This is a genomic window from Curtobacterium sp. PhB172, from assembly GCF_003752545.1.
In the GTDB taxonomy this organism is placed as follows: Bacteria; Actinomycetota; Actinomycetes; order Actinomycetales; family Microbacteriaceae; genus Curtobacterium.
This window is the reverse complement of record NZ_RKIF01000006.1, coordinates 346,943-371,001: the sequence shown is the minus strand read 5'-3', so window position 1 is coordinate 371,001 and position 24,059 is coordinate 346,943. Positions and strand designations below refer to the sequence as shown.

The 24,059-nt window shown below is 69.6% G+C and carries 21 protein-coding genes; 8 read left to right on the top strand and 13 right to left on the bottom strand.

Translation table 11 applies throughout. The annotated features are described in order from the left end of the window. Positions 1-509: 509 nt before the first annotated feature. The gene (locus tag EDF42_RS06050) at positions 510-2,108 is read right to left on the bottom strand and encodes an ABC-F family ATP-binding cassette domain-containing protein (protein WP_123294378.1); all 1,599 of its coding nucleotides are present in this window, start codon (positions 2,106-2,108) and stop codon (positions 510-512) included. A 115-nt stretch (positions 2,109-2,223) separates the two neighbouring features. Here EDF42_RS06050 and EDF42_RS06045 point away from each other — a divergent pair, with 115 nt between their 5' ends. Continuing rightward, a complete protein-coding gene (locus EDF42_RS06045) occupies positions 2,224-2,823 on the top strand; it encodes a biotin transporter BioY (protein WP_123294377.1) in 600 nt (199 codons plus the stop codon). Between the two features lie 220 nt (positions 2,824-3,043). Here the strand turns inward: EDF42_RS06045 and EDF42_RS06040 are convergent, their stop codons facing one another. The 5 genes from EDF42_RS06040 to sufB all read right to left on the bottom strand — a co-directional run bounded on the left by EDF42_RS06040 (position 3,044) and on the right by sufB (position 7,237). Continuing rightward, entirely contained in the window at positions 3,044-3,373 is a 330-nt protein-coding gene (locus EDF42_RS06040) for a metal-sulfur cluster assembly factor (protein ID WP_111083972.1), read from the bottom strand. Next, positions 3,373-4,155 (bottom strand): Fe-S cluster assembly ATPase SufC, encoded by a 783-nt coding sequence (gene sufC / locus EDF42_RS06035; RefSeq protein ID WP_111083971.1) that lies wholly within the window; start codon positions 4,153-4,155, stop codon positions 3,373-3,375. Before sufC ends, EDF42_RS06040 begins: the two co-directional genes overlap by 1 nt. A 71-nt stretch (positions 4,156-4,226) precedes the next feature. After that, the gene (locus EDF42_RS06030; protein WP_123671738.1) at positions 4,227-4,553 is read right to left on the bottom strand and encodes a non-heme iron oxygenase ferredoxin subunit; all 327 of its coding nucleotides are present in this window, start codon (positions 4,551-4,553) and stop codon (positions 4,227-4,229) included. Next, on the bottom strand, positions 4,553-5,818 hold the full coding sequence (gene sufD / locus EDF42_RS06025; RefSeq protein WP_123339674.1) for a Fe-S cluster assembly protein SufD: 1,266 nt from the start codon (positions 5,816-5,818) through the stop codon (positions 4,553-4,555). The genes EDF42_RS06030 and sufD overlap by 1 nt, the downstream gene beginning before the upstream one ends. Continuing rightward, entirely contained in the window at positions 5,819-7,237 is a 1,419-nt protein-coding gene (sufB, locus tag EDF42_RS06020) for a Fe-S cluster assembly protein SufB (RefSeq protein ID WP_123339675.1), read from the bottom strand. A gap of 252 nt (positions 7,238-7,489) precedes the next feature. On the opposite strand from sufB, the gene EDF42_RS06015 reads away from it, so the two are divergent. Continuing rightward, positions 7,490-8,467 (top strand): heme A synthase, encoded by a 978-nt coding sequence (locus tag EDF42_RS06015; RefSeq protein ID WP_123671737.1) that lies wholly within the window; start codon positions 7,490-7,492, stop codon positions 8,465-8,467. Positions 8,468-8,891: 424 nt separating this feature from the next. Here the strand turns inward: EDF42_RS06015 and EDF42_RS06010 are convergent, their stop codons facing one another. Further along, positions 8,892-9,818: a heme o synthase gene (locus EDF42_RS06010; RefSeq protein ID WP_111083966.1), complete on the bottom strand. Its 927-nt coding sequence runs from the start codon at positions 9,816-9,818 to the stop codon at positions 8,892-8,894. A 445-nt stretch (positions 9,819-10,263) separates the two neighbouring features. On the opposite strand from EDF42_RS06010, the gene tkt reads away from it, so the two are divergent. The 6 genes from tkt to pgl all read left to right on the top strand — a co-directional run bounded on the left by tkt (position 10,264) and on the right by pgl (position 18,567). Then, positions 10,264-12,357 carry a transketolase gene (tkt, locus tag EDF42_RS06005; RefSeq protein WP_123671736.1) on the top strand — a complete coding sequence of 698 codons (2,094 nt, stop codon included), beginning with the start codon at positions 10,264-10,266 and terminating at the stop codon, positions 12,355-12,357. Between the two features lie 128 nt (positions 12,358-12,485). Beyond that, a complete protein-coding gene (gene tal / locus EDF42_RS06000; protein WP_123294374.1) occupies positions 12,486-13,598 on the top strand; it encodes a transaldolase in 1,113 nt (370 codons plus the stop codon). Further along, positions 13,598-15,196, top strand: a complete 1,599-nt coding sequence (locus EDF42_RS05995) for a glucose-6-phosphate isomerase (protein ID WP_123671735.1) — start codon at positions 13,598-13,600, stop codon at positions 15,194-15,196. The genes tal and EDF42_RS05995 overlap by 1 nt, the downstream gene beginning before the upstream one ends. Before the next feature lie 22 nt (positions 15,197-15,218). Then, the gene (gene zwf / locus EDF42_RS05990; protein ID WP_111083962.1) at positions 15,219-16,757 is read left to right on the top strand and encodes a glucose-6-phosphate dehydrogenase; all 1,539 of its coding nucleotides are present in this window, start codon (positions 15,219-15,221) and stop codon (positions 16,755-16,757) included. Continuing rightward, positions 16,754-17,698, top strand: coding sequence for a glucose-6-phosphate dehydrogenase assembly protein OpcA (locus EDF42_RS05985; RefSeq protein ID WP_111083961.1), 945 nt, complete (start codon positions 16,754-16,756; stop codon positions 17,696-17,698). The genes zwf and EDF42_RS05985 overlap by 4 nt, the downstream gene beginning before the upstream one ends. A gap of 98 nt (positions 17,699-17,796) precedes the next feature. After that, entirely contained in the window at positions 17,797-18,567 is a 771-nt protein-coding gene (pgl, locus tag EDF42_RS05980) for a 6-phosphogluconolactonase (RefSeq protein WP_123671734.1), read from the top strand. A gap of 462 nt (positions 18,568-19,029) precedes the next feature. Here the strand turns inward: pgl and EDF42_RS05975 are convergent, their stop codons facing one another. The 6 genes from EDF42_RS05975 to whiA form a co-directional block, all read right to left on the bottom strand. Then, positions 19,030-19,398, bottom strand: a complete 369-nt coding sequence (locus EDF42_RS05975; protein WP_027465686.1) for an RNA polymerase-binding protein RbpA — start codon at positions 19,396-19,398, stop codon at positions 19,030-19,032. A 3-nt stretch (positions 19,399-19,401) separates the two neighbouring features. Further along, positions 19,402-19,653: a preprotein translocase subunit SecG gene (gene secG, locus EDF42_RS05970; RefSeq protein ID WP_017887256.1), complete on the bottom strand. Its 252-nt coding sequence runs from the start codon at positions 19,651-19,653 to the stop codon at positions 19,402-19,404. 108 nt (positions 19,654-19,761) lie between these two features. Continuing rightward, complete coding sequence (tpiA, locus tag EDF42_RS05965) at positions 19,762-20,541, bottom strand: triose-phosphate isomerase (RefSeq protein ID WP_111084168.1); 780 nt, start codon at positions 20,539-20,541, stop codon at positions 19,762-19,764. Continuing rightward, the gene (locus EDF42_RS05960; protein ID WP_123294371.1) at positions 20,538-21,755 is read right to left on the bottom strand and encodes a phosphoglycerate kinase; all 1,218 of its coding nucleotides are present in this window, start codon (positions 21,753-21,755) and stop codon (positions 20,538-20,540) included. Before EDF42_RS05960 ends, tpiA begins: the two co-directional genes overlap by 4 nt. 3 nt (positions 21,756-21,758) lie before the next feature. After that, the gene (gap, locus tag EDF42_RS05955; protein WP_111083958.1) at positions 21,759-22,763 is read right to left on the bottom strand and encodes a type I glyceraldehyde-3-phosphate dehydrogenase; all 1,005 of its coding nucleotides are present in this window, start codon (positions 22,761-22,763) and stop codon (positions 21,759-21,761) included. Positions 22,764-23,043: 280 nt separating this feature from the next. Beyond that, positions 23,044-24,024 carry a DNA-binding protein WhiA gene (whiA, locus tag EDF42_RS05950; protein ID WP_111083957.1) on the bottom strand — a complete coding sequence of 327 codons (981 nt, stop codon included), beginning with the start codon at positions 24,022-24,024 and terminating at the stop codon, positions 23,044-23,046. Between the last annotated feature and the right edge of the window lie 35 nt (positions 24,025-24,059).

Genomic DNA, 24,059 nt, shown 5'->3' with positions numbered 1-24,059 from the left:
TGGCGAACCCGGCACCGTGCGGACGGGAGGCACGGCGCACGACCGGCACCGCGCCTCCAGGCCGCACCGTGCGCAGCTCGCAACCCCGTGCGCGCTTCCGCGCACCGTGCTCCGCTGCAAGCGCGCACCCAGCGCGCAACGCGGCACCGGATGGCGAACCCGGCACCGTGCGGACGGGAGGCACGGCGCACGACCGGCACCGCGCCTCCAGGCCGCACCGTGCGCACCTCGCAACCCCGTGCGCGCTTCCGCGCACCGTGCCCCACTGCAAGCGCGCACCCAGCGCGCAACGCCGCACCGGACGGCGAACCCGGCACCGTGCGGACAGGAGGCACGGCGCACGACCGGCGTCCCGCCTCCAGGCCGCACCGTGCGCACCTCGTAACCCCGTGCGCGCTTCCGCGCACCGTGCCCCACTGCAAGCGCGCACCCAGCCCACAACGCCGCACCGGACGGCCGTGCGGACAGGCTCCGCCTGGCCGCCCGGCTGCCCTGCCGACCGACCGGCGTCAGGCGAGCTCGATGAGCTCCGCGTAGTCCTTGTTCCAGTGGTCCTCGGTGCCGTCCGGCAGCAGCAGCACGCGCTCGGGGTTGAGCGCCTCGACGGCACCGGCGTCGTGCGACACCAGGACGACCGCGCCCTCGAACCCGGCGAGGGCATTGAGGATCTCCTCGCGCGACGCCGGATCCAGGTTGTTCGTCGGCTCGTCGAGCAGCAGCACGTTCGCGCCTGAGACCACGATCATCGCGAGCGACAGACGGGTCTTCTCGCCACCGGACAGGACCCCGGCCTTCTTGTAGCCGTCGTCCCCGGTGAACAGGAACGAACCGAGCACGCGACGGGCCTCGGTCTCGTTGAGGTCGGTCGACGCCGACACCATGTTCTCGATCACGGTGCGGTTGATGTCGATGTTCTCGTGCTCCTGCGCGTAGTACCCGATGCGCAGACCGTGGCCGGGTTGGATCTCACCGGTGTCGGGCAAGTCGGCACCCGCGAGGATCCGGAGCAGCGTCGTCTTGCCGGCACCGTTGAACCCGAGGATGACGACGCGCGAACCGCGGTCGATCGCCAGGTCGACGCCCGCGAAGATCTCGAGCGACCCGTAGGACTTCGACAGCCCCTCGGCCATCAGCGGGGTGCGACCGCACGGGGCCGGCGTGGGGAAGCGGATCTTGGCGACCCGGTCGGCGACGCGCTCGTCCTCGAGGCCCGCGAGCAGCTTGTCGGCACGCGCGACCATCTGGTGCGCCGCGGCGGCCTTCGAGGCCTTCGCACCGAACCGAGCGGCCTGGTCCTTCAACGTCGCGGCCTTCTTCTCGGCGCCGGCGCGCTCCTTGCGGCGACGCTCCTCGTCAGCAACACGCTGGCGCTGGTAGAGCTTCCAGCCCATGTTGTAGATGTCGATGGTCTGGCGGTTGGCGTCGAGGTAGAACACGCGGTTGACGACCTCTTCCACGAGCTCGACGTCGTGGGAGATGATGATGACGCCGCCGGGGTAGGTCTTCAGGTGCTCGCGCAGCCACACGACCGAGTCGGCGTCGAGGTGGTTCGTCGGCTCGTCGAGGATCATCGTCTCGGCGTCCGAGAACAGGATGCGCGCGAGCTCGATGCGACGACGCTGACCACCGGACAGGGTCTTGAGCTGCTGGTCGAGGATGCGGTCCGGCAGCTTGAGGTTCGACGCGATCGACGCCGCCTCGGCCTCGGCCGCGTAGCCGCCGAGCGCGTTGAACTGGTCGTCGAGTCGGCTGTACCGGCGCATCGCCTTCTCGGCGACGGCGGTGTCCTCGCTCGCCATGTCGAGCGTGGCGAGGCGGATGCCCTCCACGAGCTCACCGAGCCCGCGGGCATCGAGGATGCGCTTGCGCGCGGTCTCCTCCGGGTCACCGGAGCGGGGGTCCTGCGGCAGGTAGCCGATCTCACCACCGCGGTCGATCGTGCCGCCATTTGGCTGCGTCTCGCCCGCGAGGGCCTTGGTCATCGTCGTCTTCCCCGCGCCGTTGCGGCCGACGAGTCCGATCTTCTCGCCCTTCTCGACACGGAAGGACACGTCTTCCATGAGGAGACGAGCTCCGACGCGGATCTCGAGTTCGTGCACGGCAAGCACAGTGGACGTCCAATCAGTTGGTGGGTTTGCACAACGACGTGTGCGTGAGGTGCACCGCTACGCTGACGGGACCGATGGTTCCGAACGGGACCAGCAGTCCATTCTAGGAGAATCCATGACGAACGCCACCGGGTTCGCTCCCCGCGCAGTCCTCGCCGATCGTCTGCGGACGCACGGGCTGGCCACGAACGCCGCCCTCGTCGCCGGCGGAGCCCTGTTCACCGCTGCGATGGCACAGCTCGAGGTCCCGATGTGGCCGGTCCCGATCACCGGGCAGACGCTCGCCGTCGTGCTCGTCGGTGCGACCCTGGGTGCCCGACGCGGCATGCTCTCGCTGCTCGTCTACGCCGTCGCCGGCCTGGCGGGCGCACCGTTCTTCGCCGACATGACCGGCGGCCTGCAGGCCTTGGCCGTGCCGAGCTTCGGCTACGTCATCGGGTTCATCCCCGCCGCGGGTGTCGTCGGTTGGCTTGCCCGCCGCAACTGGGACCGGCACTTCGGGCGCGCAGCCGTCGCGATGCTGCTCGCGAGTGCCATCCCGTTCGTGACCGGCCTGCCGTACCTGGCAGTCGTGCTCGGGCAGCTCGGCGCACCGAACGACCTGCAGTCGGTGCTCGCCGCCGGCCTGTACCCGTTCATCGTCGGTGGGATCGCGAAGGCGCTCATCGCCGCGGGCATCGTGCCGCTCGCGTGGAAGGCGCTCGGCCGCCGCTGACGCGCGGTGCGTTCGTCGTCGACACGGTCGACACGGTCGACACGCCCGGCTCCGGCGGCCGGGGTTCCGATATCTCGGAACCCCGGCCGCTTCTGCGTCCGTCCGTGGAACCTCGGCGAACGTGAGCGGCGTGTCGCGCCCCGCGCGCGGCGCGACCACGGACAGACGGGAGGCCCGGTGCCAGCTGGCACCGGGCCTCCCGTCTGCGATGTGGTCGCGACTAGATCGCGAACCCGAGCGCGCGCATCATCTCGCGCCCGTCGTCGGTGATCCGCTCCGGACCCCACGGCGGCATCCAGACCCAGTTGATGCGGAAGGCGTCCACGATGCCGTCGAGCGCGTTCGCGGTGTCGCCCTCGATGACGTCGGTCAGCGGGCAGCCGGCACTCGTCAGCGTCATGCTGATCACGAGCGCCGAGGCCTCGTCGTCCCAGGCCAGGTCGTAGATCAGGCCGAGGTCGACGATGTTGACGCCGAGCTCCGGGTCCTGGACCTCCTTCAGGCCCTCGACGACCTCGTCGAACTTCTCCGGGGCGAGTGCCGCGATCATCAGGCCTGCGCCTCTGCGGCGGACGCCGCCGCGGCCTGGACGTAGCGGTCGTAGCCCTCGTTCTCGAGGCGGTCGGCGAGCTCCGGGCCACCCTGCTCGGCGACCTTGCCCGCGACGAACACGTGCACGAAGTCCGGCTTGATGTAGCGCAGGATGCGCGTGTAGTGCGTGATGAGCAGCACGCCCAGGCCGGTCGCGGCCTTGGCACGGTTCACGCCCTCGGACACGATCTTCAGCGCGTCGACGTCGAGGCCGGAATCGGTCTCGTCGAGCACGGCGAAGCGGGGCTTGAGGAGCTCGAGCTGCATGATCTCGTGGCGCTTCTTCTCGCCACCGGAGAAGCCCTCGTTGACGTTGCGCTCGGCGAACGACGAGTCCATCTTGAGATCCGCCATCGACTGGCGGAGCTCCTTGATCCAGCCGCGCAGGGCGGGGGCTTCGCCGTCGATCGCCGTCTTGGCGGTGCGGAGGAAGTTCGACACCGTCACGCCGGGGATCTCGACCGGGTACTGCATCGCCAGGAACATGCCGGCACGGGCGCGCTCGTCGACGCTCATCGCGAGGACGTCCTCGCCATCGAGGGTGATCGAGCCACCGACGACGTTGTACCGGGGGTGCCCGGCGATCGTGTACGCCAGCGTGGACTTGCCGGAGCCGTTCGGCCCCATGATCGCGTGGATCTCGCCCTCGTTGATCGTGAGGTCGACACCCTTGAGGATCTCCTTGGTGCCCTGATCGGTGTCGATCGAGACCTGGAGGTCGCGGATTTCCAGAGTGGACATTGCGTGGGTTCCTTCGGTTTTCTGTCGTGTCGCGGACGGGCCGCGGAAAGTGTGGGGGCCGGGAGGCGGAGTCAGTCGACGGGGACGGGATCGTGCACGTCGACGTAGACGTCGCCCTCGCGCACCTCGACCCGGAACACCGGGACGGGCTCGTACGCCGGGAAGTTCTGCGGCTTCCCCGTGGCGAGCGAGAAGCGGGAGCCGTGGGCCCAGCACTCGAGCGTGTCGGCCTCGATGAACCCCTCGGCCAGCGAGATGTCCCCGTGGGTGCAGGTGTCACCGATGGCGTGCACGGTGCCGGAGGAGTCCTTCACGATGGCCACCGCGGTGCCGTCGACGACGGCGCGCATGGGGCTGTCCACCGCGATCTCGGACTCCGCGCAGACCTTCGTGGGCATCAGGCGTCGGCCTCCGCCGGCGCGACGATCACCGAGCGGCCCTCGGCGAGCTCCTGCTCGACCGCGGCGATGAGTCGTTCCTCGAGCTCGGGCGCACCGATCTTCTGGATGACCTCGACCAGGAAGCCGAGCACGACGAGACGACGCGCTTCTTCCTCGGGGATGCCGCGGGCCTGCAGGTAGAACAGCTGCTCGTCGTCGAAGCGACCGGTCGCACTCGCGTGGCCGGCGCCCTCGATGTTGCCCGTCTCGATCTCGAGGTTCGGGATGCTGTCGGCACGCGTGCCGTCGGTCAGCACGAGGTTGCGGTTCTGCTCGTACGAGTCGGTGCCGTCACCGGCGCGACCGATGAGCACGTCACCGATCCACACGGTGTGCGCGCCCTTGCCCTGCAGCGCGCCCTTGTAGTTGACCCGACCGCGCGTGTTCGGCGCGTCGTGGTTCACGTAGACCTGCTGCTCGATGTACTGACCGGCGTCGGCGAAGTACACGCCGTACATCTCGGTGTCGGCGCCCTGCGCACCGAGGTGCGTCGAGGGGTTGACCCGGATGACGTCGCCGCCGAGCGAGACCACGACGTGCTTCAGGAAGGCGTCGCGGCCGACCTCGGCGAAGTGCGTCGAGACGTGCACCGCGTCGTCGTCCCAGTCCTGGAGGCTGACGACGGTCAGGCGTGCGCCGTCCTGCACGACGATCTCGATGTTCTCGCTGAGCAGTGCGCTGCCGCGGTTGTCGAGCACGACGATGCCCTGGGCGTGCGGCTCAGCCGTGATGACCGTGTGCGCCGCTCGGGGCTGCGTGCCGAAGTCGGAACGCGTGATGGTGATGAACTCGTGCGCCTCGGTCGCCGTGATGGTGACGGCGAGGACGGCGTCGCGCGCCGTCCACGCAGCGGCCGCTGCACGGTCCTCGGGCAGACCGGCGGTCCCGACGCGGGGGTCGTCGCTGCGACCCCACTCGACGTCGGCACCGTCGGACTGGCGGGCGAGGAACCGGTAGGCGGATCCGTCGAGACCGCCGTCGAGGAGCGGCTGGAGCTTCGCCAGGGGCGCGAACTTCCAGTTCACCTCGCGGCCGGTGACGGTCGGGAACGCCTCGAGGTCGCCGGACTGGAACCGCTCGGAGCGGGTCTGGACCGGGATCTTCTTGTCCGGGGCGTCCCAGCCGCCGTCGGAGTGGGCTCCGGCGCCGTGCTGTTCGGCGCCCTGGGCGGGTGCCGCGGGCTCGATCGGCTGGTCGATGTGGGGAGGGGTGGTGCTGGACATCTAGCCGACGGATCCTTCCATGCTCATCTCGATGAGCTTGTTGAGTTCGAGCGCGTACTCCATCGGGAGCTCGCGGGCGATCGGCTCGATGAAGCCACGGACGATCATCGCCATCGCTTCGTCCTCGGCCATGCCGCGGGACATCAGGTAGAAGAGCTGCTCCTCGCTCACGCGCGAGACCGTGGCCTCGTGCCCGAGCTGGACGTCGTCGACGCGGATGTCGATCGCCGGGTACGTGTCGCTCCGGCTGATCGTGTCGACGAGCAGCGCGTCACACCGCACGGTGTTCGCCGCGTGGTGGGCCGACGGGTCCACCCGGACCTCGCCGCGGTAGCCGGCACGACCACCCCCACGGGCGATCGACTTCGAGACGATCGACGACGTCGTGTACGGCGCCATGTGGATCATCTTCGCGCCGGCGTCCTGGTGCTGGCCGGGGCCGGCGAACGCGACGGACAGGGTCTCGCCCTTGGCGTGCTCACCGGCGAGGTAGATCGACGGGTACTTCATCGTCACCTTGGAGCCGATGTTGCCGTCGATCCACTCCATCGTGGCGCCCTCGTGCGCGATCGCACGCTTGGTCACGAGGTTGTAGACGTTGTTCGACCAGTTCTGGATCGTCGTGTACCGAACGCGGGCGTTCTTCTTCACGATGATCTCGACGACGGCCGAGTGCAGCGAGTCCGACTTGTAGATCGGGGCGGTGCAGCCCTCGATGTAGTGGACGTAGGAGTCCTCGTCCGCGATGATCAGCGTCCGCTCGAACTGGCCCATGTTCTCGGTGTTGATCCGGAAGTAGGCCTGGAGCGGGATCTCGACGTGGACGCCCTTGGGGACGTAGACGAACGAGCCGCCCGACCACACGGCCGTGTTCAGCGCGGCGAACTTGTTGTCGCCGGCCGGGATCACGGTGCCGAAGTACTCCTGGAACAGCTCGGGGTGCTCGCGGAGCGCGGTGTCGGTGTCCATGAAGATGACACCCTGCTGCTCCAGGTCCTCGCGGATCTGGTGGTACACGACCTCGGACTCGTACTGCGCGGCGACACCGGCGACGAGGCGCTGGCGCTCGGCCTCGGGGATGCCGAGCTTCTCGTACGTCGCGCGGATGTCCTCGGGGAGGTCCTCCCACGACTGCGCCTGCTTCTCGGTCGAGCGCACGAAGTACTTGATGTTGTCGAAGTCGATGCCCGTCAGGTCGGCACCCCACGTCGGCATCGGCTTGCGGCCGAAGAGCTGCAGGCCCTTGAGCCGGTTCTTGAGCATCCACTCGGGCTCGTGCTTGAGGTTCGAGATGTCGGTGACGACCTCGTCCGAGACCCCACGGCGGGCCGAGGCCCCGGCCGAGTCGGAGTCGGACCAGCCGAACTCGTATTGCCCGAGCCCTTCGAGCTCGGGACGGTCGATGAGCACGTCGGACATGGTCTCCTCGTTTCCTTCTCGCGGGGCAGCGTCTTCAGGTGTCAACCCGTGGCGTCTGGACGCCATTCCACCGCAGACCGCCGACAGGCGGACACGGTGCTGCTCCCTCGCAACGACAATGGTTCCACGCAATCCCTGGATCGATCGGCGATCTCGGCCCATTCGGAGCCGGCGCCTGCCTAGACTTGACTGCTGCTGAACCCTCGAATCCTACAGGTTCACTGCACGGAACAACAGGAAGGCACCACCCTCGTGACTCGCGTCGGACCCCCCGTCGACCAGGATCTCCGGACCGCACGGTGGTGGTCACTCCCCCGGGTCGTCGACCGCCGGGTCATCGCGCTGGCGTGGGCCTCGTTCGTGGTCGAGGTCGTGTTGATCGGCACCGGCGGCCTCGTCCGCCTGACGGCGTCGGGCCTCGGATGCCCCACCTGGCCCAAGTGCACGGCCGATTCGCTCGTCTCCACGCCCGAGATGGGCATCCACGGGATCATCGAGTTCGGCAACCGACTGCTCACCTTCGTGCTCGTCATCGTGGCGATCGTGATGTTCCTGGCCGTCGTCCGGATGCTCCGCACGCGCCCCGAACTGTTCTGGCTCGCGTTCGCTCAGGGCGTCGCGATCCCGGTCCAGGCCGTCATCGGTGGGCTCAGCGTGCTCACGAACCTCAACCCGTTCGTCGTCGGGCTGCACTTCGTCGTGTCCGCCGCCCTGACCTCGGTCACCGCGGCCCTGGTCTACCGGACGATGCACGGCCCCCGCACCAGCCACCGCCTCGTGCCCGGCTGGTACACCGGCGTCGTCCGCGGAACCGTCGCCGCCGTCGTGGTCACCGTGCTCGTCGGCATCCTGACGACCGGCAGCGGCCCGCACGCCGGTGCCGACGAGGCCGTCGACGGCGGGATGCTGCACCGCACGGGCTTCGACCCCGCGGTCATGGAACACGTGCACGCCTGGCCCGCGTACGCCCTGTTCGCGCTGACCCTCGTGCTCGTCGTCGGCGCCGTCCGGCTCCGGATCTCGAGCAAGTGGGCGCTGTTGCTGCTCGTCGTCGAGTTCCTGCAGATCGCCGTCGGCCTGACCCAGGCCCGCACCGGCCTGCCCGTCGGGCTGGTGGGCACGCACATGGTGCTCGCCGGGCTGCTCGTCGGGGCCACCACGGCGGTCGTGCTCGCCACGCGCGCAAGCGCCGGTCGCGAGGCCGTGCGCGAGCCACTCGACGCCGCCTGACGCCCGGGCGCGTCGCGCCCGCTGCGCCCGTCTCCGACACCCGTTCTGCGACACCCCACGAGTCGATCGACTCGTGGGGTGTCGTTCGTCGCACACGCATCGGGTACGTGCGCATGATCCGTCAGTCCACGCGACGATCGACCGGTGGATCGTCGCTGGACGCGTGCGCCCCGCGCCCGAGCAGGCACCCGTCGGCCGGGAGGCCCGTGGCGGCGCCGCCACGGGCCTCCCGTCCGCCCCGTGCGCACACCCACGGCCGCGCCCGGTCGCGCGCTGACCCGGAACGACGTCCTCGACGTCGTACGACGTCGAGGACGTCGCAACCCCGCGCCCGCAACCGATGCGCACGCGCACCGACGACGAAGGCGACGTCGTACGACATCGAGATCGTCGTACGACGTCGCCCAGTGGCGGCCCGCAGTGCCTAGAAGGTGAAGACCTGCGGCAGCAGCGGGTCGATGCCCACGGCGATGAAGAGCAGCGTCAGGTACGTGATCGAGCTGTGGAACACACGCATCGGCTGCACGTGCTCGACGTGCTGGATCGCCCGGGAGTACAGCCGGTGCGACTCGACGACGAACCAGATGCCACCGGCCAGTGCGACCACGGTGTACAGCGGGCCCATGTGCGCAACGGGGATGAGCAGGAGCGAGCAGACGAGCGTCGCCCAGGCGTACAGCACGACCTGCAGGCCGACGACGGTGCGGCCACGGACCACAGCGAGCATCGGGACGTCGGCGGCGTCGTAGTCGTCGCGGTACTTCATCGACAGCGGCCAGTAGTGCGGCGGCGTCCAGAGGAAGATCACCATGAAGAGGATGACCGGGGCCCAGGTGAGGGAACCGGTGACGCCCGCCCAGCCGATGAGCACGGGCATGCAGCCGGCCGAGCCGCCCCACACGATGTTCTGCGGGGTGCGGCGCTTGAGCCACAGCGTGTAGACGAACACGTAGATGAGGATCGCGATGACGCTCAGGGCCGCGGCGAGCCAGTTCACCAGGAACCCGAGCACCGCCGTCGACAGGACGCCGAGGATCCACGAGAACACGAGGGCTTCGCGGTCCGAGAGCTCACCGGTCACCAGCGGGCGGGTGCTCGTCCGCTTCATCAGGCGGTCGATGTCACGGTCGATGTAGCAGTTGAAGGCCGACGCCGAGCCGGCGGACATCGCCCCGCCCAGCATCGTCCAGAACACGAGCCAGAGGTCCGGCACGCCACGCTCGGCCAGGAACATGGTCGGCGCGGTGGTCACGAGCAGCAGCTCCATGACCCGCGGCTTGGTCAACGAGACGTACGCACGGACCTTGCGGGACAGCGTCGATCGGGGTCGATCGGTGTCGGGCCTGGTCACGGTGGCAGTCGGCAAGGGAACCTCAGTCTGTTCGCATCAGCTCGCACACTCGGTGGACGACTGCGGCGGCGTCCGGGCATGCGCTGACCCGGAATGTCCACGGGTCGTCGACAGTTTACGTGATGGAAGCGCCGCGATGATGCCCCGCTCCCCCATCCCGTGCAGACATCCCGTGCAGAACGACGAGCCGCGGAGCACGACACGCCCGGCGGACGAGGGCCCGGGTGACCCGACTCGTGAACATCGGGCGTCACCTGAACCCCTTCTGAGTGGCTGGTCACTATGCTGGACCTGCCCTCCCGCAGTGCGCGCCCCGATGACGTCGGCCGCGATGAGCCGGTCGGCCGCCGCTAGACGGCGACACGACTCGGCCCCGGGATGGCCACATGTCCGTGCGATGGCACGAGCCCTCGCACATGTCGCATCAAGAAGGGTCAACATCCAAGTGGCTGAATTCACCTGGGACGCCATCGACCGGAAGGCCGTCGACACGGCCCGCGTTCTCGCCGCCGACTCGGTCGAGGCCGCCGGCAACGGTCACCCCGGCACCGCGATGAGCCTCGCGCCGCTCGCACACCTGCTCTTCCAGAAGGTGATGCGTCGCGACCCGAGCGACTCCACCTGGATCGGCCGCGACCGCTTCATCCTCTCCGCCGGTCACGCCTCGATCCTGCAGTACGTGCAGTTCTACCTGCACGGCTACGGCCTCGAGCTCGACGACCTGCAGCACCTGCGCAAGTGGGGCTCGAAGACCCCGGGTCACCCGGAGTACGGCCACACCGACGGTGTCGAGATCACCACCGGCCCGCTCGGCCAGGGCCTCGCGTCCTCGGTCGGCTTCGCCTACGCCCAGCGCTTCGAGCGCGGCCTGTTCGACCCGGAGACCCCGGCCGGCCAGTCGCCGTTCGACCACTTCACCTACGTGATCGCCGGTGACGGTGACATGCAGGAGGGCGTGACGAACGAGGCGGGCTCGCTCGCCGGCCGTCAGCAGCTCGGCAACCTGATCGCGTTCTACGACTCGAACCAGATCTCGATCGAGGACAACACCGACATCGCGTTCTCGGAGAGCGTCCCCGAGCGCTACGAGGCGCTCGGGTGGCACGTCCAGATCGTCGACTGGAAGAAGACCGGCGAGTACTCCGAGGACGCCGTGGAGCTCCACGCCGCGATCGAGGCCGCCCAGCAGGTCACCGACAAGCCGTCGCTCATCGTCCTCAAGACGATCATCGGCTGGCCGTCGCCGACCAAGCAGAACTCCGGCAAGATCCACGGTTCGGCGCTCGGCGCCGACGAGATCAAGGGCCTCAAGGAGGTCCTCGGCTTCGACACCGCGAAGACCTTCGAGGTCGCCCCCGAGGTCCTCGAGTACACCCGCGGCGCCGTCGCCAAGGGCCAGGCGCAGCACGCCGAGTGGCAGAAGACCTTCGACGCGTGGGCTGCTGCCAACGCCGACAAGAAGGCGCTGTTCGACCGCGTCAACGCCAAGGAGCTCCCCGCGGACCTCGAGGCAGCACTGCCGGTCTTCCCGACCGACAAGGCCGTCTCGACCCGTGCCGCCTCCGGCAAGGTCATCAACGCCATCGCGCCGCTGATGCCCGAGTTCTGGGGTGGCTCGGCCGACCTCGCCGAGTCGAACCTCACCACGATCGAGGGCGCCAAGTCCTTCGGTCCGGCCGAGGCCTCGACGTCGACGTGGAGCACCGACCCGTACGGCCGCGTGCTGCACTTCGGCATCCGCGAGCACGCCATGGGCTCGATCCTCAACGGCATCGTCCTGCACGGGAACACCCGCCCCTTCGGCGGCACGTTCCTGATCTTCAGCGACTACATGCGTCCGGCAGTCCGTCTCGCCGCGCTCATGGGCGCCCCGGCGATCTACGTCTGGACCCACGACTCCGTCGCCCTCGGCGAGGACGGCCCGACGCACCAGCCGATCGAGCAGGTCTCGTCGCTCCGTGCGATCCCGGGTCTCGACGTGGTCCGCCCCGCCGACGCCAACGAGGTCGCGTACGCCTGGCTCGAGATGCTCAAGCACACCGACCGCCCGGCCGGCATCGCGCTGAGCCGTCAGAACCTGCCGGTGTTCGAGCGTGGCGAGGGCGACGCCTCCGGTGAGGTCTTCGCCTCGGCGAAGAACGTCGCCAAGGGTGCGTACATCCTGGCCGAGGCGCCGAACGGCACCCCGGACGTGATCCTCATCGCGACCGGTTCCGAGGTCCAGATCGCCGTCGAGGCCCGTGAGCAGCTCAAGGGCGAGGGCATCAACGCCCGCGTCGTGAGCGCACCGTCCATCGAGTGGTTCCGCGCCCAGTCCGAGAACTACCAGGACCAGGTGCTCCCGAAGGACGTCACCGCTCGCGTGTCGGTCGAGGCCGGCATCGCCATGAGCTGGCGCGACATCGTCGGCGACAAGGGCCGCAGCGTCTCGATCGAGCACTTCGGTGCCTCGGCCGACTACCAGACGCTCTTCAAGGAGTTCGGCTTCACGACGGAACACGTCGTGGCCGCCGCGAAGGAATCCATCGCGGCTTCCTGACCCGCAGGGGCCGGGTCCGGTTCGCCGGACCCGGCCCTTCTGCCGGGAGGCGCGGTTCGGCTCCGCCACGCGCCCCCCGGTCCCCCAGACCCCGGCCATCAGGCCGATGAAGGAAAGAAGAGAAACACATGGCTGAGAACACCCCCACTGCCGCCCTCTCCGCGGTCGGCGTGAGCATCTGGCTCGACGACCTGTCCCGCGAGCTCCTCGAGACCGGCAAGCTCACCGACCTCATCGCGCAGAAGAACGTCGTCGGCGTGACCACCAACCCGACGATCTTCGCGTCGGCCCTCGCCAAGGGCGAGCGCTACGACGCGCAGGTCAAGGAGCTGGCCGCCGCCGGCACCGACGTGACCGAGGCGATCTTCGAGATCACCACGCAGGACGTCGCCAACGCGTCCGACGTGTTCAAGCCGATCTACGACGAGACCAAGGGCTTCGACGGCCGCGTCTCGATCGAGGTCGAGCCGGGCCTCGCCCACGAGACCGCCAAGACCATCGAGCAGGCCAAGTTCCTGTTCGAGAAGGTCGGCCGCGAGAACGTCCTCATCAAGATCCCCGCAACGGTCGAGGGTCTCGAGGCCATCACCGAGGTCATCGGCGCCGGCATCTCCGTCAACGTCACCCTGATCTTCTCGCTCGAGCGCTACCGCGCCGTCATCGACGCCTACCTCGGTGGGCTCGAGAAGGCCAAGGCCGCCGGTCACGACCTGTCGAAGATCCACTCGGTCGCCTCGTTCTTCGTGTCGCGCGTCGACTCCGAGATCGACAAGCGCCTGGACGCCGTCGGCACCGACGAGGCCAAGGCCCTGAAGTCGAAGGCCGGCATCGCCAACGCGCAGCTCGCCTACCAGGTCTGGACCGAGGCGTTCGCCTCCGAGCGCGCCCTCGGCCTGCTCGAGGCCGGTGCGAACACGCAGCGTCCGCTCTGGGCCTCGACCGGCGTCAAGGACCCGTCGCTGCCCGACACGCTCTACGTGACCGAGCTCGCCGCCCCGAACACCGTGAACACGATGCCGGGCAAGACGCTCGACGCCACGTTCGACCACGGTGAGATCCACGGCGACGCCATCGCCGGCACCTTCGACGCCGCGCAGCAGGTCCTCGACCAGCTCGCCGCGCAGGGCATCGACTACGACGACGTCGTGGCGCTGCTCGAGAAGGAGGGCGTGGACAAGTTCAACGTCTCGTGGGGCGAGCTCGTCGACACCGTGAAGACCGCGCTCGAGGGCGCCAAGTAGTGACGGTTTCCATCGCTGCCAGCGGCGATGCCGCGCGGGCCATCGACTCGGTGGTCCCGCGGCTCGTCGCTGACCTGGTGGCCTCGGGCATCACCGCCCAGGACCCCGAGCTGTGGGGACCGGACGCCGAGGCCGAGGCGTCCAAGCGCCTCGGCTGGGTGGAGGCCGTCTCGGTCTCCCGCCCGCTCGTCGCCCAGATCACCGCGCTGCGCGAGTCGCTCCGTGCCGAAGGGGTCGACCACGTCGTCCTCGCCGGCATGGGCGGCTCGTCGCTCGCGCCGGAGGTCATCACGCGCACCGCCGGCGTCCCGCTGACGGTGCTCGACTCGACCGATCCCGCGCAGGTCCGCGCCGCCGTCACGACGGACCTCGAGCGCACCGTGCTCGTCGTCTCGTCGAAGTCCGGCTCCACGCTCGAGACCGACTCCCAGCGCCGCGTCTACGAGCAGGCGTTCCGCGACGCGGGCATCGACCCCAGCGGCCGCATCGTCGTCGTCACCGACCCGGGCTCCGCGCTCGAGGCCGCCGCGATCGACGCCGGCTACCGGGTCTTCACCGCCGACCCGACCGTCGGCGGCCGCTACTCCGCGCTCACCGCGTTCGGGCTGGTGCCCTCCGGTCTCGCCGGAGCGGACATCGCCGAGCTGCTGGACGAGGCCGACGCCATCTCCGCGCTGCTGTCGGTCGACCTCGACGAGAACCCCGGGCTCGTGCTCGGTGCGGTCCTCGCCGGTACCGACCCGCTGCGCGACAAGATCGCCATCGTGCCGGACGGCACCCACATCGTCGGGTTCGGCGACTGGGTGGAGCAGCTGATCGCGGAGTCGACCGGCAAGAGCGGACGTGGTCTGCTCCCCGTCGTGCTGCACGCCGACTCCCCCGAGGTCTCCGCAGCCCTGCCGGACGTCCAGGTCGTCCGCCTGGTCGGTTCGCGAGAGGACGAGCGCCACGTCGCCGAGGGCGAGGTCGAGATCACCGGGACGCTCGGTGGTCAGATCCTCGTCTGGGAGTACGCCGTCGCGGTCGCCGGGCGGTTGCTCGGCATCGACCCGTTCGACCAGCCCGACGTCGAGGCCGCCAAGGTCGCGACCCGTGCGCTGCTCGACGACCGTCCCGCGCCTGCGGAACCCGCGTTCACCGAGGACGGCATCGCCGTCTCCGCGACGCCCGGACTGCCGGTCGGGACGACGCTCGCAGAAGCCGTGACGGGCCTCCTGTCCGAACTGGACGCCACCGGCTACGTGGCGGTGCAGGCGTACGTCGACCGCACCACGAACCGTGACCTCGAGACGCTCCGCGACGCCCTGGCGGCGCGCACGCGTCGGCCGGTCACCTTCGGGTACGGCCCGCGGTTCCTGCACTCGACCGGGCAGTACCACAAGGGCGGACCCGCCACGGGAGTGTTCCTGCAGATCGTGGCGGACGAACCGGACGACCTGGCGATCCCGGGTCGGCCGTTCACGTTCGGCCAGCTCCTCCAGGCCCAGGCAGCGGGTGACGCGAGTGTCCTCGCGCAGCACGGCCGCCCGGTCCTCACCCTCACGACGTCGGACGTGCGCGCCGCCACCGCGGCCATCGCCTCCGCCGTCTCCCACTGACTCGTAAGGAGTTCACCGACTCATGTCACCGGTGGCAATCACCCCGGAGCACAACCCGCTCCGGCTGCCGACGGATCGTCGACTGAACCGGATCGCGGGACCGAGCACGCTCATCATCTTCGGCGTGACGGGCGACCTGTCACGCAAGAAGCTGATGCCGGCGGTCTACGACCTGGCCAACCGGGGGCTCCTGCCCCCGGGGTTCGCGCTCGTCGGCTTCGCCCGTCGCGACTGGGAGGACCAAGACTTCTCCCAGCTCGTGCACGACGCCGTCAAGGAGCACTCCCGCACCCCGTTCGACGAGGACGTCTGGCGTCAGCTCGAACAGGGCATCCGCTTCGTCCAGGGCTCGTTCGACGACCCCGAGGCGTTCCTGCAGCTCAAGCAGACCGTCGACGACCTGGACGCCGAGCGCGGGACGCTGGGCAACCACGCGTTCTACTTGTCCATCCCGCCGAAGATGTTCCCGGTGGTGACCGAGCAGCTGAAGCTGTCCGGCCTCACCGCGAAGCGCGAGGGCTCGTGGAGCCGCGTGGTCGTCGAGAAGCCGTTCGGCTCCGACCTCCGCACCGCGCGCGAGCTGAACGCGATCGTCGAGAGCGTCTTCGCGCCCGACGACGTGTTCCGCATCGACCACTACCTCGGCAAGGAGACCGTCCAGAACCTGCTGACGCTCCGGTTCGCGAACCAGATGTACGAACCCATCTGGAACTCGAACTACGTCGACCACGTGCAGATCACGATGGCCGAGGACATCGGCGTCGCCGGACGTGCCGCGTACTACGACGGCATCGGCGCGGCGCGCGACGTCATCCAGAACCACCTGCTGCAGCTCCTCGCGCTCACCGCGATGGAGGAGCCCGTCTCGTTCAAGGCTGCCGACCTGCGCGCCGAGAAGGAGAAGGTGCTGTCCGCCGTGCGGCTGCCCGAGGACCTGTCGACCGCCACGGCGCGTGGACAGTACGCCGGCGGCTGGCAGGGCGGCGAGAAGGTGCTCGGATTCCTCGACGAGGCCGGGATGAACCCGGAGTCCGGCACCGAGACGTACGCCGCGATCAAGCTCGACATCGCGACCCGTCGCTGGCAGGGCGTCCCGTTCTACCTGCGCGCCGGCAAGCGGCTCGGGCGCCGTGTGACCGAGATAGCGATCGTCTTCAAGCGCGTCCCCGAGGACGTCTACGGCAACTCGCAGTCCCCCCTCGGGCAGAACGCGCTCGTGATCCGCGTCCAGCCGGACGAGGGCGTCACGCTCCGGTTCGGCTCGAAGGTCCCCGGCGTCGGCACCCAGGTGCGCGACGTGACGATGGACTTCGGGTACGGCCACGCCTTCACCGAGGCGTCCCCCGAGGCGTACGAGCGACTCATCCTCGACGTGCTCCTCGGTGATCCGCCGCTGTTCCCGCGGCACCAGGAGGTCGAGCTGTCCTGGAAGATCCTCGACCCGATCGAGGAGTTCTGGGCCACGCAGGGCCAGCCCGAGCAGTACCGTCCCGGCACGTGGGGTCCGGCGTCCGCCGATGCCCTGCTCGCCCGCGACGGCCGGACCTGGAGGCGTCCATGAAGATCGACCTGCCGAACACCACGGTCTCGAAGATCCAGAAGAAGCTCGTCCACATCCGCGAAGAGGGCGGCGCCGTCGCCCTCGGTCGTGTCCTGACGCTGATCATCTCGACGGCCCTCGGCCACGAGGAAGAAGCGATCGAGGCGGCGAACGAGGCGTCCCGCGAGCACCCGATGCGCGTGATCATCGTGTCGAAGAACGACGGCGACACGAAGTCGCCCGGCCGTCTCGACGCACAGATCCGCGTGGGCAGCGACGCGGGCGCCAGTGAGGTCATCGTCCTCCGCGCCTACGGCGAGACCGCGACCGACGAGGAGAGCCTGGTCACGGGCCTGCTCCTGCCGGACGCCCCGGTCGTGGCCTGGTGGCCGCAGACCGCGCCGTCGCAGCCGTCGGCCTCGGCACTGGGCCGCATCGCCCAGCGCCGGATCACCGACGCCGCCGCGCAGAAGGACCCGAACGGCGCGATCGAGGCGCTCGGTGCCTCGTACGTGCCGGGCGACACCGACTTCGCGTGGACCCGACTGACCCTGTGGCGGAACCAGCTCGCCGCGGCGCTCGACCAGCCGCCGTACGAGCCGATCACCGGCGTCGAGGTGACGGGTGCGTCGGACAGCCCGTCGACGATCCTGCTCGCCGCGTGGCTGCAGCTCCAGCTCGAGGTGCCGGTGACGGTCACCACGTCGCCGCGTGCGACCGGCTCGAGCGGCATCCACGGCGTCAAGCTCGTGCGCGAGTCGGGCACCATCGACCTCGAGCGTTCCCTGGTGGACGTCGCGACGCTCTCGATGCCCGGTCAGCCCACGCACGACCTGTCGCTGCCACGCCGCAACCTGCGTGACTGCCTGGCCGAGGAACTCCGTAGACTCGACCCGGACGTCCTCTTCGGAGACGTCGTCAAGCACGGGGTTCCCCAGCTGCGCGAGACCATCGCCCGCTGAGCACCCCACAACGGTCGGGCCGCCTGTCTGGTGCAGGCGGCCCGACCGGACCGAAGGCGGTCGTACGACCGGTCGGCCGCCACGAACACGGGAGTCACGTGACCAACGAACGGCGGGTGCTCGTGCACCCGGACAAGCAGGCCCTCGGCGCTTCGGTCGCCGCACGCTTCATCACCAAGATCATCGACGTGCTCGACGAGCAGGAGCGTGCCGACATCGCGATCAGCGGTGGCTCGGTGTCGTCCCTCGTCCTCGCCGCGATCGGCCAGTCGCCGGCGCGCGAGAGCGTCGACTGGTCGAAGGTCCACGTCTGGTGGGTCGACGAGCGCTGGGTGCCGGCCGGTGACGCCGACCGCAACACCACGGGGACGCAGACCGACTTCTTCGACCACGTCGAAATCCCGGAGTCGAACATCCACCCGATGCCCGCGTCCGACGCCGGCATCGACATCGAAGCGGCCGCGCTGCAGTACGAGCGCGAGCTGCAGGACGCCGCGTACGAGGGTGCCGTCGCTCCGCGCTTCGACATCACGCTGCTCGGTGTCGGCCCCGACGGGCACACCGCGTCGCTCTTCCCCGAGTTCCCGCAGCTCACGGTCACCGACCGCACCGTCGTGTCGGTCGACGACTCCCCCAAGCCGCCGCCGCAGCGTCTGACGGTCACCTACCCGGTGATCAACGCTTCGCAGCGCGTGTGGGTCATCCTGTCCGGTGCCGAGAAGGCATCGGTCCTCGGGCTCGCCCTGGCGGGCGCCTCCGTCGAGGACGTCCCCGTGGGCGGCGTCCAGGGGCGCAAGCGCACCGTCTTCTTCGTGGACCAGGACGCCGCGCGCGACGTCCCCGAGAACCTCATCGCGTCGACGTACTAGACGCGCGTCCTGCCTGACGGGAGGCCCGGTGCCAGTTGGCACCGGGCCTCCCGTCCGTCGTGCCGTCGCTCCCCTGCCCCCGAGGTTCCGAAATCTCGGCATCTCGGCGCTCGCACCGGCCGGCCGTGGAACCTCGGCGGGACGCACGCGGCATGTCGTGGAACCTCGGCGACGCCCACACGCTGCTGCACCGCCGGCCCGTCGAGCTGTCGTGCCGCGGTGGCCGCCCTCACCGCCGACTCCCGCAGGTTCCGAGATTTCGGAACCTCGGCGCTCACACCGACTGGCCGTGGAACCTCGGCGGGACGCACGCGGCATGTCGTGGAACCTCGGCGGGACGCACGCGGCATGTCGTGGAACCTCGGCGGGACGCACGCGCCCTGTGGAGCCCAAGAACCCCCGCGACGCACGAAGGCCCCCACACCATCGCGGTGCGGGGGCCTTCGTCAATGTGTGTGGGCGCTACGCCTTCTTGGCCGCGGTCCCGCGACGCTCGCGGAGCTGCTGGAGCGCGTCCTCGAGGAGCTGCGCTGCCTCTTCCTCGGTGCGACGCTCCTTCACGTACGCGAGGTGCGTCTTGTAGGGCTCCGTCTTGGAGACCACGGGAGGGTTCTCCTTGTCGCGCCCGGCGGGGAGCCCGCTCGACGGCGAATCGACCGTCTCGGGGATCTCTTCGTCCGGGAGGTTCGCGGCGAAGTACCGCACGACCTCGTTGCCGAGGGCGTCCCAGTACGAGATCGCCACACGCTCGGCCTGGACCCCACGGTCCTGTTCGCCCATCGGTCCTGCGCCGACGCGGGACCCCCGGATTGCACTGCCTCCGCTAGCCATGGATCAGACCCCCGCCGTGAACTTGTTGATGAGACCGAGCACGATGATGGAGACGATCCAGACCAGACCGAGGATCACCGTGATGCGGTTGAGGTTGCGCTCGGCGACGCCGGACGCCCCGAGGTTGCTCGTCACGCCGCCACCGAACATGTCGGAGAGGCCGCCACCGCGGCCCTTGTGCAGGAGGATGAGGAGCGTGAGCAGGAGGCTCGTGATTGCGAGCAGGACCTGCAGCACGACGGAGAGTATCGCCACGACGTACCTTTCGTGTCAGTCAGCCGTACCAGTGTACCGGCCGCGCGGGGCACGGCCGGTACATGGACGGGAGTGGTGCGGACTACAGCCCGACGCCAGCAGGTGTGGCTACAGCCCGACGTGCTGGCGGAACCGGGCGATCGCCGCGAACTCCTGCACGTCGAGGGATGCGCCGCCGACGAGGGCGCCGTCGATGTCGGGCTCGCGGAGGAACCCGGCGATGTTGCCGGACTTGACCGAACCGCCGTACAGGACGCGCGTGTCGGCAGCGGCCTGGTCGCCCCAGGCAGCAGCGATGCCGCGACGGATCGCGGCGCACTCGTCCTGCGCCTGCTCGGCCGTGGCTGCCTGGCCGGAACCGATCGCCCAGACGGGCTCGTAGGCGACGACGATGTCGGACGGCTGCACGGCGTCGAGCACGACACGGAGCTGCTCGACCGGCACGACGCCGGCGCCGCGCTGTTCGCGCTGCTCACCGGTCTCGCCGACGCAGACGACCGGCACGAGGCCGTGCTTGACGGCCGCGGCGGTCTTGGCGGCGACGACCTCGTCGGTCTCACCGTGCAGCGTGCGCCGCTCGGAGTGTCCGACGATGACGTACTGCGCGTCGAGCGCCGACAGGAACGCGCCGGAGACGTCGCCGGTGTAGGCACCGGAGTCGTACTGCGACAGGTCCTGCGCACCGAAGTGGATCGGCAGCTTGTCGGCCGAGATGAGCGTCTGCACGCTCCGCAGGTCGGTGAAGGGCGGGAACACCGCGACCTCGACGTCGTCGAAGTCGTGGCGGGCGTCCTTCAGGGTCCACGCGAGCTTCTGGACCGTGGCGATGGCCTGGAGATGATCGAGATTCATCTTCCAGTTGCCGGCGATCAACGGCGTGCGGGTCATGCGGACCACCCCAGTGCTTCGAGACCGGGAAGCGACTTGCCCTCGAGGAACTCGAGGCTCGCACCGCCACCGGTCGAGATGTGCCCGAACTGGTCGTCCGAGAAGCCGAGCGAACGGACCGCAGCGGCGGAGTCGCCACCGCCGACCACACCGAGGCCGTCGACCTCGGTCAGGGCCTTGGCGACGGTCTTCGTGCCGGCGGCGAAGGCCGGGAACTCGAACACGCCCATCGGGCCGTTCCAGAACACCGTCTTCGAACCGGACACCGCCGACGCGAACCGCGCCGCCGTCTCCGGACCGATGTCGAGGCCGATGCCGTCGGTGCCGAACGACGACGACTCGATCGCGTCGGCCGCCACCGTCTCGTGTGCCGCGTCGGCGGAGAACCCGGAGGCCACCACGACGTCGGTCGGCAGGTCGATCGTCACGCCGAGCTCCTTCGCCCGCGAGAGGTACTCGCGGACGACGTCGAGCTGGTCGGCTTCGAGCAGCGACTTCGCCACCCCGTGGCCCTGGGCCGCGAGGAAGGTGAAGAGCATGCCGCCGCCGATGCACAGCGTGTCGACCTTGGGCAGGATGTGGTCGATGACGCCGAGCTTGTCGCTGACCTTCGAGCCACCGAGCACGACCGTGTACGGCCGTTCCGGCGAGGAGGTCAGGCGCTCGAGCACCCGCAGTTCGGTCTCGATGAGCGAACCGGCTGCGCTGGGCAGCGCGGACGCGAGTTCGTAGACCGAGGCCTGCTTGCGGTGCACGACACCGAAGCCGTCGGAGACGAAGGCGTCACCGAGTGCCGCGATGCGGTCCGCGAACGCGGAACGCGCGGCAGCGTCCTTCGAGGTCTCCTCCGGGTTGAACCGGAGGTTCTCGAGCAGCAGGACGTCACCGTCCTCGAGGGCCTCGGCGGCCGCGGTCGCCTCGTCGCCGACGGTCTCGCCGACGAACGTGACCTCTTTGCCGAGCAGCTCGGAGAGCCGCTGGCCGACCGGCGCGAGCGAGAACTCCGGCTTGGGTTCCCCGTCGGGTCGGCCCAGGTGGGAGATCACGATGACGCGCGCGCCGGCGGTGATGAGGGTGTTGAGGGTCGTCAGGGACGCCCGCACGCGGCCGTCGTCCGTGATCGTGCCGTCCTTGAGCGGGACGTTCAGGTCACAACGGACGACGACGCGCTTGCCGGCGAGGTCGCCGAGGTCCTCGAGGGTGCGGAGGGCCATGTGTTACAGACGCTCGCCGACGTACTCGGTCAGGTCGACGAGACGGTTCGAGTAGCCCCACTCGTTGTCGTACCACGAGGTGATCTTCACGAGACCGCCGATGACCTTGGTCAGGCCGGAGTCGTAGATCGAGGAGTGCGGGTCCGTCGTGATGTCGGTCGACACCAGCGGGTCCTCGCTGTAGAGCAGGATGCCCTTGAGCGGGCCCTCTGCAGCTTCCTTGTACGCGGCGTTGATCTCGTCGACGGTGACCTCGGACTTGGTCTCGAGGGTGAGGTCCGTGATCGAGCCGGTCGGGACCGGGACGCGGAGCGCGAAGCCGTCGAGCTTGCCGGCGAGCTCCGGCATGACCTGGCCGATGGCCTTGGCGGCACCGGTCGAGGTCGGGACGATGTTCAGCGCGGCCGCACGGGCACGACGGGGGTCCTTGTGCGGTCCGTCCTGCAGGTTCTGGTCGGCGGTGTAGGCGTGGATCGTGGTCATGAGGCCACGCTCGATGCCGAACTTGTCGTTGAACACCTTGGCCAGCGGCGCGAGGCTGTTCGTGGTGCAGGACGCGTTCGAGATGATGTTGTGGTTCGCCGGGTCGTACTGGTCCTCGTTCACGCCGAGGACGATGGTGACGTCGTCACCGGTGGCCGGGGCGGAGATGATGACCTTCTTGGCACCCGCGTCGATGTGCTTCTGCGCATCGGCGGCCTTGGTGAAGAAGCCGGTCGACTCGATGACGATGTCGACGCCCAGCTCGCCCCAGGGGAGGTTGGCGGGGTCGCGCTCCGCGAGGACCTTGATGGCCTTGCCGTCGACGACGATGTTGTCGCCGTCGAGCTCGACGGAGACGCCGAGACGACCCGTGATGGAGTCGAACTTCAGCAGGTTCGCCAGCGCGGCGTTGTCGGTGAGGTCGTTCACCGCCACGATCTCGAGGTCGGAGCCCTTCGCGAGGGCGGCCCGGAAGAAGTTGCGGCCGATACGGCCGAAGCCGTTGATACCGATCTTGACGGTCAATGGATCTCCTGGTGGGTGTGGAGCGCCCGAGGGGCGCTGCTTTCGGAGGGCGCTGGCCCTGTCGGGCCCGCGTGTGGTGGACGATACGCCCCGTAACGTCGCCGTAACGACCCTAGCAGTCGGACCCTGCCAGACCGTGCCGGATGACGGTCCGTCCGGACGGTCCCGCACGGTGTCCTGACGGGCGTCGGTGCGGCCCGCGAAGTCGACCACAGAACGGACGGGAGGCGCGGTGCCAGCTGGCACCGCGCCTCCCGTCATGCAGGTCGGACGACCCGTCTCAGACCCCCTCGAGCTCCTCGGGGACGCTCGCTTCCGTCCCGGGGATGCCGAGGTCGGACGCGCGCTTGTCGGCCATGGCGAGGAGTCGGCGGATGCGACCCGCGATGGCGTCCTTCGTCATGGGCGGGTCGGCGTGCTGGCCGAGCTCGTCGAGCGACGCGTCGCGGTGCTGCAGGCGCAGCGCGCCGGCGTACTGCAGGTGGTCGGGGACCTCGTCGCCGAGGATCTCGAGCGCGCGCTCGACGCGGGCGCAGGCGGCGACGGCGGCCTGCGCCGAGCGGCGGAGGTTGGCGTCGTCGAAGTTGACGAGGCGGTTCGCGGTCGCACGGACCTCGCGGCGCTGCCGCATCTCCTCCCAGTCGGCGGTGGTGCGGGCGGCGCCCATCACCGTGAGCATCTGGCCGATGGCCTCGCCGTCGCGGATGACGACGCGGTGGACGCCACGGACCTCGCGGCCCTTCGCGGCGACGCCGAGACGCGACGCGGCACCGACGAGGGCCATGGCGGCCTCGTTGCCGGGGCACGTGACCTCGAGCGCTGCAGCCCGGCCCGGGTCGGTGAGGGTGCCGGAGGCGAGGAACGCACCGCGCCAGATCGCGGCGAGGTCCTCGCGGTTGCCCGTGGTGAGCCGGTTCGGCAGCCCGCGGACGGGACGGCGCCGGGCGTCCATCAGACCGGTCTGGCGTGCGAGGGTCTCCCCCGCCTCGAGCACGCGGACCAGGTAGCGGGTGCCACGACGGGACGACGCGGACGAGCCCACCGATGCCTCGCTGCGGACGCCGTACAGCTCGGCGAGGTCCTTGCGGACCCGGTGCACGATGATCCGGGTGTCGAGCTCCACCTCGACCGCGATGCGGCCCGAGATGACGTGCAGGCCACCCGCGAACCGGAGGATCGTGGCGAGTTCGGCGGCGCGGACCGTGTTGCGGTTCACGGCGACCCTGGCCAGTTCGTCCTTGACCTCGGCAGTCAACGGCACAGCATCATTCCTAACGTTCATCTGGTGGTCCCGCG

Coding starts and splice junctions, on each gene's coding strand:
- EDF42_RS06045 (WP_123294377.1), top strand. CDS start 2,224: ATGACGAACGCCACCGGGTTCGCTCCCCGCGCAGTCCTCGCCGATCGT.
- EDF42_RS06040 (WP_111083972.1), bottom strand. CDS start 3,373: ATGATCGCGGCACTCGCCCCGGAGAAGTTCGACGAGGTCGTCGAGGGC.
- sufC (WP_111083971.1), bottom strand. CDS start 4,155: ATGTCCACTCTGGAAATCCGCGACCTCCAGGTCTCGATCGACACCGAT.
- EDF42_RS06030 (WP_123671738.1), bottom strand. CDS start 4,553: ATGCCCACGAAGGTCTGCGCGGAGTCCGAGATCGCGGTGGACAGCCCC.
- sufD (WP_123339674.1), bottom strand. CDS start 5,818: ATGTCCAGCACCACCCCTCCCCACATCGACCAGCCGATCGAGCCCGCG.
- sufB (WP_123339675.1), bottom strand. CDS start 7,237: ATGTCCGACGTGCTCATCGACCGTCCCGAGCTCGAAGGGCTCGGGCAA.
- tal (WP_123294374.1), top strand. CDS start 12,486: ATGGCTGAGAACACCCCCACTGCCGCCCTCTCCGCGGTCGGCGTGAGC.
- zwf (WP_111083962.1), top strand. CDS start 15,219: ATGTCACCGGTGGCAATCACCCCGGAGCACAACCCGCTCCGGCTGCCG.
- EDF42_RS05985 (WP_111083961.1), top strand. CDS start 16,754: ATGAAGATCGACCTGCCGAACACCACGGTCTCGAAGATCCAGAAGAAG.
- EDF42_RS05975 (WP_027465686.1), bottom strand. CDS start 19,398: ATGGCTAGCGGAGGCAGTGCAATCCGGGGGTCCCGCGTCGGCGCAGGA.
- tpiA (WP_111084168.1), bottom strand. CDS start 20,541: ATGACCCGCACGCCGTTGATCGCCGGCAACTGGAAGATGAATCTCGAT.
- EDF42_RS05960 (WP_123294371.1), bottom strand. CDS start 21,755: ATGGCCCTCCGCACCCTCGAGGACCTCGGCGACCTCGCCGGCAAGCGC.